A 9,297-nucleotide genomic window follows, 5' to 3' on the forward strand; every position below is an offset into this window, starting at 1 on the left:
CGCATGATCGCGCCTCCCTTCGCCCCCCCAAAGTGCTCACGAACCGATGGCAAAACGCGACTTTTACGACATTCTGGGCGTCAACCGTGACGCGGCCGATGAGGACATCAAGAAGGCCTATCGCAAGCTGGCGATGAAGTACCATCCGGACCGCAATCCGGACAATCCCCGCGCCGAGGAACACTTCAAGGAAGTCAAGGAAGCCTACGAGGTTCTTTCCGAACCCGAGAAGAGGGCGGCCTACGACCAGTATGGACACGCCGGAGTCGACCCGCAGGCAGGGATGGGCGCCGCCGGCCCCGGCGGTTTCTCGGATGCCTTCGGCGGCATCTTCGACGAGATTTTCGGCGGGCGGCGTGGCGGCGGCGGGCGCTCGAACGTCTATCGCGGCGCCGACCTGCGCTACAACCTCGAGATCAGCCTCGAGCAGGCGGCCTTCGGCACCGAAACCAAGATTCGCATCCCGACGATGGAAGTCTGCGAAGCCTGTCACGGCAGCGGCGCCAAGGCCGGAACGCAGCCGAAGACCTGTCCGACCTGCCAGGGCAGCGGGCAGGTTCGCCTGCAGCAGGGATTCTTCTCGATCCAGCAGACCTGTCCCAAGTGTCACGGCACCGGGCGCTACATCGCCGACCCCTGTGGCACCTGCCATGGCGCCGGCCGGGTCAAGCAGCACAAGACCCTGGCGGTGAAGATCCCGGCCGGCGTCGACGAGGGCGACCGCATTCGTCTGTCGGGTGAAGGTGAGCACGGGATCAACGGCGGTCCCGCCGGCGACCTGTACGTCCAGATTCACCTCAAGGCGCACGCCGTCTTCCAGCGCGAACAGAACGACCTGCACTGCGAGATGCCGATCAGCTTCACGACGGCGGCGCTGGGCGGCGAGATCGACATTCCGACACTCGACGGTGCGGCGAAGATCCGGGTTCCCGCCGAGACGCAGTCGGGCAAGGTGTTCCGCCTGCGTGGCAAGGGCATCAAGGGGGTGCGCAGCAATGCGCATGGCGATCTGCTCTGCCACGTCGTCGTCGAGACGCCAGTGCATCTCACCGAGCGCCAGAAGGAGTTGCTGCGCGAACTCGAGGATTCGAGCCGCGACAACGCCGGCCATCACAATCCGCGCGCGAAGTCGTGGATGGATCGCGTGCGCGACTTCTTTGCCGCGACCTGATCGGTTGACAGGAGATCGTCGTCAGCGCGCGAGGACGCCGGAGGGAACGAGCGGACGGTGCGGCTCTGCATCGGGATCGGCGACGGCAGCGGGGCTGCAGGATCGGGCAGCAGGCGGGTGCGATCGACCCAGCCCGCGGACCGGCAGCGCAGGCGCTGCATGCGTGTCCTTTCGGCAACCCTGCGTGAAATCCCTGGCGGCGTCTGGTAGTGTGGGGGGCTTCATGCCCATCCGGAGCCCTGCCGATGCCCTCATCCCTTTCCCTTGCCGACCCGCAATTGGCCGACACCGCGGCCGCTCTCGCCGCGTGGCGGAGCATCCGCGCGCCTGGCGCCCGCATTCCGGACTGATCGCGCCTCGCGTCAATCCGCTGGTTCGCTGACTGCCAACGGCAGGCCAAGCCCGCAGCCGTTCGCGAAGCACGCCGGCGCTCAGCAGGCGGCTATGGCCGCTTGCCTTCGTCGCACGAGCATCCCCAAGAAGTCTCTCCGGTGCCGGACTCAAGCGCCGCAGCGGGTGTGCAGCTCTGCCGAAAAGACACCCTGTTGTCGGCGAAGAGCGCGAAGTCGTCGACGTAGCGCAGGTAGGCTTGGCAACCGAGTTCGCGTTTGACGAAAAGGTCGAAGGGATGCAGGTGGCAGTTCGACTATCAAGAGGCAATGATATTCCGGCTATGGCCGCATCCCTCCCGATCAGCAAGCCGTGTAGCCGGATCGATCTTCAGATTCGCTCCGACCTGTGCCAGCTCGACGCGCCGCCTGGCCCGAGTAGTCGCGCTGCGTGCCTTGCAGGTTTTCTGCGCCTTCTTCTGGAAGGCGTGGAGCACAAGGATCAAGCGCCACTGATCGAGAAGGGTCTTGTGGCCACGACTGTAGGCGCATACAGTTATTGCGGCTCAAGCATTCGACCCGAATTCCCATGTCTGCCGCCTGCGCGCCCGCTCGCACTGCTGTCTATCGCCGTCGCCGGCCCGAACGCACCGTGCTCTATCGCACCGTGCAGACGCACCTCGCCACCTGGCTTGAACTCTCCTGCGACAGCCGCCAAGGCGCTTCCGGTCCAGCCCATGTCGAACGTGAGTTCCGCCGGTATCTCGAATGCGGCATTCTTGCGCATGGCTTTGCCCGCGCTCGATGCGCCGAGTGTGGTCACGATTTTCTCGTTGCCTACGCGTGCATTCGTGCAAGGGCCATGGTGTCTGTCCCGCTTGCAACACCCGGCGAATGGTCGAATCTGCCGCCCATCTGGCCGACCACGTCTTTCGGCGACTGCCGGTCCGTCAGTGGGTGCTGTCGGTTCCCAAGCGGCTGCGCTACTACCTGCAACACGATCCCGCGATCGAGACGCTGGCGCTGCGTATTTTCCTGAGCGTCGTGGAGCAAGGCTTCCGCCGGGGCTGCCCGGCCGCAGGTCCAGGTTCTCCCGGGGGTGCTCCGTGTTGATCTTCGCGCGTCATGTGCTTCCGCGGGTTGTGCGGGCGTGGGGGGCAGGCCGATCCGGAAGAAGCCGAAGGGGGCGCCTTATTCCGGCACCAGTAGTCGCAACGCGTCACGCCGGTCCGACTGTCACTCGCCGCGGATCAGCGCCACCAGATCCTCGGTGGACGGCAGCGCGCTCGCTTCGCCGTCGGCGAGGATGCTTTCGGCGAGGGCGCGTTTTTCGTGGTGCAGGTCCACGATCCGTTCCTCGACCGTGCCGCGGCTGACCAGACGGTAGACCGTCACCGGCCGCAACTGGCCGATGCGGTGCGCGCGGCCCATCGCCTGGTCCTCGGCCGCCGGGTTCCACCACGGGTCGGTGATGACTACGTAATCGGCTGCAGTGAGGTTGAGACCGAAGCCGCCTGCCTTCAGGCTGATCAGGAAGAGATCGCCTTCGCCGGCCTGGAAGGCAGCGACGCGGCGGCTGCGTTCGGCGGCCGGCGTGGCGCCGTCGAGGTACTGGTAGCTGATCCCCGCTTCGTCGAGTGGTTCGCGCAGGATCTGCAGGAAGTCGACGAACTGGCTGAAGATCAGGGCCTTGTGGCCGTTGGCGATCAGTTCTCCGGCGAGGTCGGCGAAGGCCTGTACCTTGGCACCGGCGATGCCGAACTGCGGGCTGCAGAGACGTGGGTCGCAGGCGGCGCGGCGCAGGCGGGTCAGTTGCGCGAGGACGTTGAAGCGCGCCTGCGCGGCGGGTGCGTCTTCCAGCGTGGCGTCGATCTCGCGCGCCGCTTCGCGGCGCAGCGCTTCGTAATGCGCCGCTTCGGCGGCTTCGGGCGCAATGCTGAGGATCAGCTCGGTGCGCGCAGGCAAGTCCTGCAGCACCTCGGACTTCGTTCGCCGCAGGACGAACGGGCCGACCAGCCGCTTCAGCACGTGCTGCGCCTCGCGATCGCGGTTGCGCTCGATCGGTCCGGCGAAACGCTCGTTGAAGCGGTTGCTCGTTCCGAGCAGACCGGGGTTGGCGAAGCGCATGATCGACCAGAGGTCGGCAAGGCGGTTCTCGACCGGCGTGCCGGTCAGCGCCAGGCGGAAATCCGCACGCAGCTCGAAGACCGCCTGCGAGCGCTTCGCCGCGGCGTTCTTGACCGCCTGCGCTTCGTCGGCGATCAGCGTGTGCCAGCTGCGGCCGGCAAAGCGCTCCTGCGCCAGTTGCAGCAGCGTGTACGAGACGATCAGCAGGTCCTGCGGCCCGGCATCGGCGACCAGCGACTCGCGTTCACCCTCGCCCGCCTCGCCATAGATGCGGGCGCTGAGCGTCGGTGCGAAGCGCTGGCACTCGGCAAGCCAGTTGCCGCACACCGAGGTCGGCGCGATGACCAGAGCCGGCCCGCCCGCCGCTCGCTCGAGCAGCACGGCGAGGGCCTGCAGGGTCTTGCCGAGCCCCATGTCGTCGGCGAGGCAGCCGCCCATGCCGGCCGTCGCGAGGCGCATCGCCCACTGGTAGCCGTCCTCCTGATACGGCCGCAGGCTGGCCTGCAGCAGTCGCGGTGGCTGCGGCGCGATCGCCTGGGCGCTGCGCAGGCGATCGATCGCCTGGCGGAAATCCGCGCCGGCATCGAGTTCGGTACCGTCGAGGATCTCGTCGAGCCAGGCGGCGGCGACCAGGGGCGCCTTGCCGCCATCCCTGTCGGGCTCGAGTACCGCCGCCAGATCGGCGAGCTTCTGCTTCAGCGAGCGGGTCAGCGCGGCGTAGATGCCGTTGCCCATCGGCACGAAACGCGAACGGTCGCGCGCGGCGCCAAGGAGCGTCGATAGCTGCAGCACCAGACCTTCATCGACCATCGCCTCGCCGTCGAGCCGGAACCAGTCACGCTCGCGAGCCACGCGCACGCCGAGCTGCCGCGGGCCGAGCGAGACGACGCGCACGCTCCTGCCCTTCGGCCATTCGACGGCAGCCAGTTCGGGCAGGGTTGGCAACCTCTCGACTGCGGCGAGCGCGTTCTCCGCATCGTCGATCAGCCATTCGCAACTGCGCTCGCTGCCGTCGAGGAAGGGCAGGGCGTCGAGGATCGCCTCGAGATGTCGTCGCTCGTCTGCCAGATCGCGCTCGGTGCCGACCGTCTCGCCGCCGATGACCGCCATCAACTGCCTGCGGCCGCTGCCCGGCGTCAGTCGCGGACCATCGCTGCCGAGGGGCGTGACGACCAGGCGCAGCGAGAGATCCGCATCGACGGGCGCCAGTTCGGCGCGCAGGCGCGAGTCGCTGGCGACCTGGCGTGCCGCCTGTGCCGCGTCGGCATGGATCTGAAAGCGGGCCGCCAGCGCACGCAGCGTCTTCTCGATCTCTTCCCGTGCGCCGGGCGCGCCGGCGGGAATGGCAAAGTGGCCGCCGACGAGTCGCGCGGCCTGCTGCTGTTCGGCCGAGAAGCGCACCAGCCGCAATCGCTGCGGGCCGTCTACAATGAGGGTGATCAGGCGCAGTGACTCGGGCACGCGACGCTGCTCGCCGTCGAGATAGTAAGCGTCGACGTCGACAGAGGCCTGGAGCCGCAGGGGCGGATCGATGCGCATCCGGTACCGGTCGCCATCGCGGATCAGTTCGAGTTCCGGCGCACTTTCGGTCAGATCGACGAACTGCTCCGGCGCGTTGGCCAGGAAGATCGTCGGGTGTCCGACGAGGGCGACGATCGCCGCCGCCAGATCGAGGTAGATGCGGCTGCTGTAGACGGGATCGTTGCGGATCGCTCTTGCCACCTTGGCGTCGGCCGCCGAGAGCTGCGGGTTGTCGACGAGTCGCGCGAGACTGATGGCGCGTGGCCGGCCCCAGCCGCGCGGGCCGCGCTTCTGTTCCAGCGGGCGGATGCCGGCGAGTTGCCCCCCACTGCCGATGTCGACTTCCCACAGCAGTCTGGTGACCACACCAGCAGCCGCCTCACTGCCATGGACGCCAAGCGACTGCAGCGTGACGAGGACTTCGTGCCAGTGCTCGCTGCTGCCGGAGATGAAGGAGCCGGCCGGCGGATCGTGCCCCTCGAGTACCGCAGCGGCGTGGTCGAGCTGGCGCAACAGCGCCTGCATCCGGCAGGCGCGCAGCTTGCCGCGCAGCACGGCGATCGGATTCAGCCAGGCCTCCTGCGGGTCGCGTGCCCCGGAAGCCGTGATGGTTTCCCTGCTCAGCCAGGCGGCGAGGAGGATTCCCCAGAGGGTGTCCAGCGGCGCCCCGAACAGCGTGTCGGGCGAAGTCCCGAGGGGCAGGACGGCGTTGCCGATGAGTGCAGCCCTGCCGAGACGGACGTCGATCGCGTGCACCCAGCGACCCCATCCGGATTCGGGGTCAGGCTGGCGTCTGCCGGATTCGGCGGCACAGAACTTGCGCGCCAGCTCGAGATGGCGCGTCGTCGCCTGGGCGAGCAATGACAGAGGGTAGAACCAGGCGATGCCGGCGGACAGGAAGTGCTTGCTGCCGCCGATCTCTGACCGGCGTTGCTTGAGGGCCGCTTCGAAGGCTGCCTGCCCGACAGCCCACTCGCCCTCGAGTACCCGCTGCGCTGCCCGGATGCCGGCAACCCAGCCATTGTCGATGCCGCGCAGAGCAGCCTGCAGCAGCTCGGCATCGCCGCGCAGCAACGCCAGGTCGGCGATAACGAGGCGCAGTTGCTCAGGCACGACGGTCGCGTCGCGGGTGACTTCCGCGCACGCCCAATCGACGATCGGCAAATACGTTTCAGTGTAGCTCTGGCAGACGCCGGCGGTCGCCTGGTAGGCGAGAGACCAGCGTTCGGGACCGTCGATGCGGGCAAAGCTGGGGCCGTCGAAGGCGGGCAGGATCGCCTGCAGGGCGATGCTTTCCCATTTCATCGAGCGCGACACGAGGCTTCTGATCGCTTGCAGTTCGGTCGTCGGCGCACCGCTGAAGTACTTGGCGCGAACGTAGGCGACGGTCGTGGCCACGCTGCCGGTACTCCAGTAGTAACTGGATTCGCCCGGGTGGAAACGATCGACTTGACAGATGAGATCGAACAGCGCGCTGCCCGTCGCGGTATCGAGCCACTGCCGGTAGAGCGGCGCGCGCAGCGAGTCCACCAACTGGAAAGCACCGTGGCGCGACCGATCCTCGAACAGCAGATCCCTCTCCGCCAACTGCAGCCACGCCTTCCTGACGTCGGCGAGGCTGAAGGCATGGCCGGTTCGCGTCTTCAGGCCGCTGACGACGAGCAGCCGATGCACGTCGGTTAACGAGCGGCTGGCCCAGAGCAGCGCGCAGGCGAGTGCCACCCTGTGCGTGTCGGGAGCCAGGCCGAGGGTGTCGAGCTGGTCGAAGGCGGTGCTGTTCAGCGGGTTCCTGGACATCGTCGTTTGGGGGTTCAGATGGCGTGACGAAGAGGCGACGCGCATTGCCGCGTCAGCAGCATCGCATCACCGTAACTGAAGAAGCGATAGCGCTTGCGGATGGCATGTTCGTAGGCGCTACGGATGGACGCATGGCCGGCGAAGGCAGCGACCAGCATCAGCAGAGTCGATCGCGGCAGATGGAAGTTGGTCAGCAGGCGGTCGACGACCCGGAACTCGTAGCCCGGAGTGATGAAGAGATCGGTCTCGTCCGCGCCGGCGCGCAGTTCGCCCCATCGCGCTGCCGCCTCGAGCGCCCGCAGACTGGTCGTGCCGACGGCGACCACGCGACCACCGCTGCTGCGCGTGCGGGCGATCGCGGCGACCGTCGCGGCGGGAAGCTCGAAGCGCTCGCTGTGCATCCGGTGCTCGCGCAGGTCGTGCGCGCGCACCGGCTGAAAGGTTCCGGCGCCGACATGCAGCGTCAGCCAGGCGCTGCCGACACCGTGCCCGGCGAGCTGCTGCAGCAGCGCTTGATCGAAATGCAGGCCGGCGGTTGGCGCTGCCACCGCGCCGGGTGAGCGGGCGAAGACGGTCTGGTACCGAGCCTCGTCGGCAGCCGTCGCGACATGCTTGATGTAGGGGGGCAGCGGCAGCCGCCCGTGGCGCTCGACGAGGCTCCACAGGTCGCCATCGGCAGCGAGTTCGAGGGCGACGAACTCGCCCTGCTCGCCGCTTCGCTCGCCGACGAGCATCGGGATTGCCTCCTCCAGCAGGATCCGGCTGCCAGGTTTGGGGGACTTGCTGGCGCGGATCTGCGCGAGTGCATGGCGGGCGTCGATGATGCGCTCGAAAAGGACCTCGATGCGGCCACCGCTTGCCTTGCGACCGAACATGCGGCCGCGGATGACGCGCGCGTCGTTGAATACCAGCAGGTCACCGGCATCGAGCAGCGCTGGCAGCTGGTCGAAGCGGTGATCGCTGATGCCGGTGTCGAGCAGCCGCAGCAGCCGGCTGCCGCTGCGTTCGGCGGCCGGCTGCTGGGCGATCAGCTCGGCCGGCAGTTCGAAGTCAAAGTCGTCGAGGGTCAGCATGGCAGCGTGGCGGGTACGAGTTCGGCGTCGTCCGGCGCCGCCCGCGTCGGCTTGTTCGCGGCCGTGGAATGCGCGATAATCGCCGCCTCATGCCGCGCGCAGACCGCGCGCTCAGGCCGAGATGGCGGAATCGGTAGACGCAGCGGACTCAAAATCCGCCGCCGCAAGGCGTGGGGGTTCGATTCCCCCTCTCGGCACCACGACACAACAACCAACGACCCGTGCGTTCAAAGCGGCGGATTATAGCACCCGGCCTGGCAGTCCCCGGGCCGTCAGACGCTCGCCGCCGCTGCAGCGCCGGCCGGCAGATGGCGATGATGGCGGGCGGCACGACTCCCCGCCGGGCCTGCGCCTGGTGGCTGGCGGTGCGTCCGAAGACGCTTGGCGTTTCACTGGTGCCGGTGCTCGTCGGCAGTGCGCTGGCGTGGTCGCAGCAGGCGGCTGTCTTCTGGCTGCCGGCGCTGGTCGCGCTGCTTGCCGCGCTGTTGATCCAGATCGGCACCAACCTGCACAACGATGTCGCCGATTTCGAGCGCGGCGTCGATGGCTCCGAGCGCCTCGGGCCGCCGCGCGCGACGGCCATGGGCTGGCTGCCGGGACGGGTCGTGCGACGCGGTGCGTGGGTCGCCTTTGCCTTGGCATTCTTTCTCGGCGTCCATCTCGCCGATCACGGCGGTTGGCCGATCGTCGCCATCGGCCTGGCGTCGTTGGCGGCTGGCTGGGCCTACACCGGCGGGCCGCGGCCGATCGCCTGCACGCCGCTCGGCGAGTTCTTCGTTCTGCTGTTCTTCGGCGTGCTGGCGGTCAGCGGCAGCTACTACCTGCAGACCCTGTCGCTGGCGCCTGCGGCCGTGCTCGCCGGCTGCATCGTCGGCCTGCTGGCGGCCGCCCTGATCACCGTCAACAACACGCGTGACCGGGAAACCGACGCCCGCGCCGGACGGCGAACGCTGGCGGTTCTCTGCGGGCGGCGGGCGGCATGCGGCATCTACGCCGGCGAAACGCTGCTGCCCTTCGCACTTCTGCCGTGGCTGGCCGCGCTGACTGGCCGTGGCGTCTGGCTCGCCCTGCCGTGTCTGGCGCTGCCGCTGGCTTTGCGCCAGATCGTTCGCTTCCACCGCGCTGCCGGATCAGAGTACAACGCACTGCTCGCCGGCACTGCTGGACTGCAGATGGTTTTTGCTTTCCTGCTTTCCGTCGGCTTGCTCGTGCGTGTGCCCTAGTCCTGCCCTTTACCCGCAAGTCTGCAGATCATCCGAAGTCCAGTGTCGGAGCGAGA

4 protein-coding genes, 1 tRNA gene and 1 pseudogene are annotated in these 9,297 nt (G+C 68.0%); 4 read left to right on the forward strand and 2 right to left on the reverse strand.

Annotation, left to right across the window (positions count from 1 at the left end):
- Positions 1-46 precede the first annotated feature (46 nt).
- Both dnaJ and NFW30_RS05590 read left to right on the forward strand, forming a co-directional pair.
- Positions 47-1,171, forward strand: coding sequence for a molecular chaperone DnaJ (dnaJ, locus tag NFW30_RS05585; RefSeq protein WP_295352197.1), 1,125 nt, complete (start codon positions 47-49; stop codon positions 1,169-1,171).
- A gap of 918 nt (positions 1,172-2,089) precedes the next feature.
- Positions 2,090-2,553 (forward strand): annotated as a pseudogene (locus NFW30_RS05590) (transposase zinc-binding domain-containing protein); the annotation flags it as partial.
- Between the two features lie 183 nt (positions 2,554-2,736).
- Here NFW30_RS05590 and NFW30_RS05595 read toward each other — a convergent pair.
- Together NFW30_RS05595 and queA are read right to left on the reverse strand one after the other, a co-directional pair.
- On the reverse strand, positions 2,737-6,945 hold the full coding sequence (locus NFW30_RS05595; protein WP_295352200.1) for a DEAD/DEAH box helicase: 4,209 nt from the start codon (positions 6,943-6,945) through the stop codon (positions 2,737-2,739).
- Positions 6,946-6,959: 14 nt separating this feature from the next.
- Entirely contained in the window at positions 6,960-8,018 is a 1,059-nt protein-coding gene (gene queA, locus NFW30_RS05600) for a tRNA preQ1(34) S-adenosylmethionine ribosyltransferase-isomerase QueA (RefSeq protein WP_295352203.1), read from the reverse strand.
- A 115-nt stretch (positions 8,019-8,133) separates the two neighbouring features.
- On the opposite strand from queA, the gene NFW30_RS05605 reads away from it, so the two are divergent.
- Positions 8,134-8,218, forward strand: a tRNA-Leu gene (locus NFW30_RS05605).
- 114 nt (positions 8,219-8,332) lie between these two features.
- The gene (menA, locus tag NFW30_RS05610; RefSeq protein ID WP_295352206.1) at positions 8,333-9,241 is read left to right on the forward strand and encodes a 1,4-dihydroxy-2-naphthoate octaprenyltransferase; all 909 of its coding nucleotides are present in this window, start codon (positions 8,333-8,335) and stop codon (positions 9,239-9,241) included.
- Positions 9,242-9,297: the final 56 nt, after the last annotated feature.

The organism is Accumulibacter sp., from assembly GCF_023806635.1.
Lineage (GTDB): Bacteria > Pseudomonadota > Gammaproteobacteria > Burkholderiales > Rhodocyclaceae > Accumulibacter.

Bases quoted from the DNA above. Each gene is read 5' to 3' on its own strand.
- dnaJ (WP_295352197.1), top strand. From the start codon at position 47: ATGGCAAAACGCGACTTTTACGACATTCTGGGCGTCAACCGTGACGCG.
- NFW30_RS05595 (WP_295352200.1), bottom strand. From the start codon at position 6,945: ATGTCCAGGAACCCGCTGAACAGCACCGCCTTCGACCAGCTCGACACC.
- queA (WP_295352203.1), bottom strand. From the start codon at position 8,018: ATGCTGACCCTCGACGACTTTGACTTCGAACTGCCGGCCGAGCTGATC.
- menA (WP_295352206.1), top strand. From the start codon at position 8,333: ATGATGGCGGGCGGCACGACTCCCCGCCGGGCCTGCGCCTGGTGGCTG.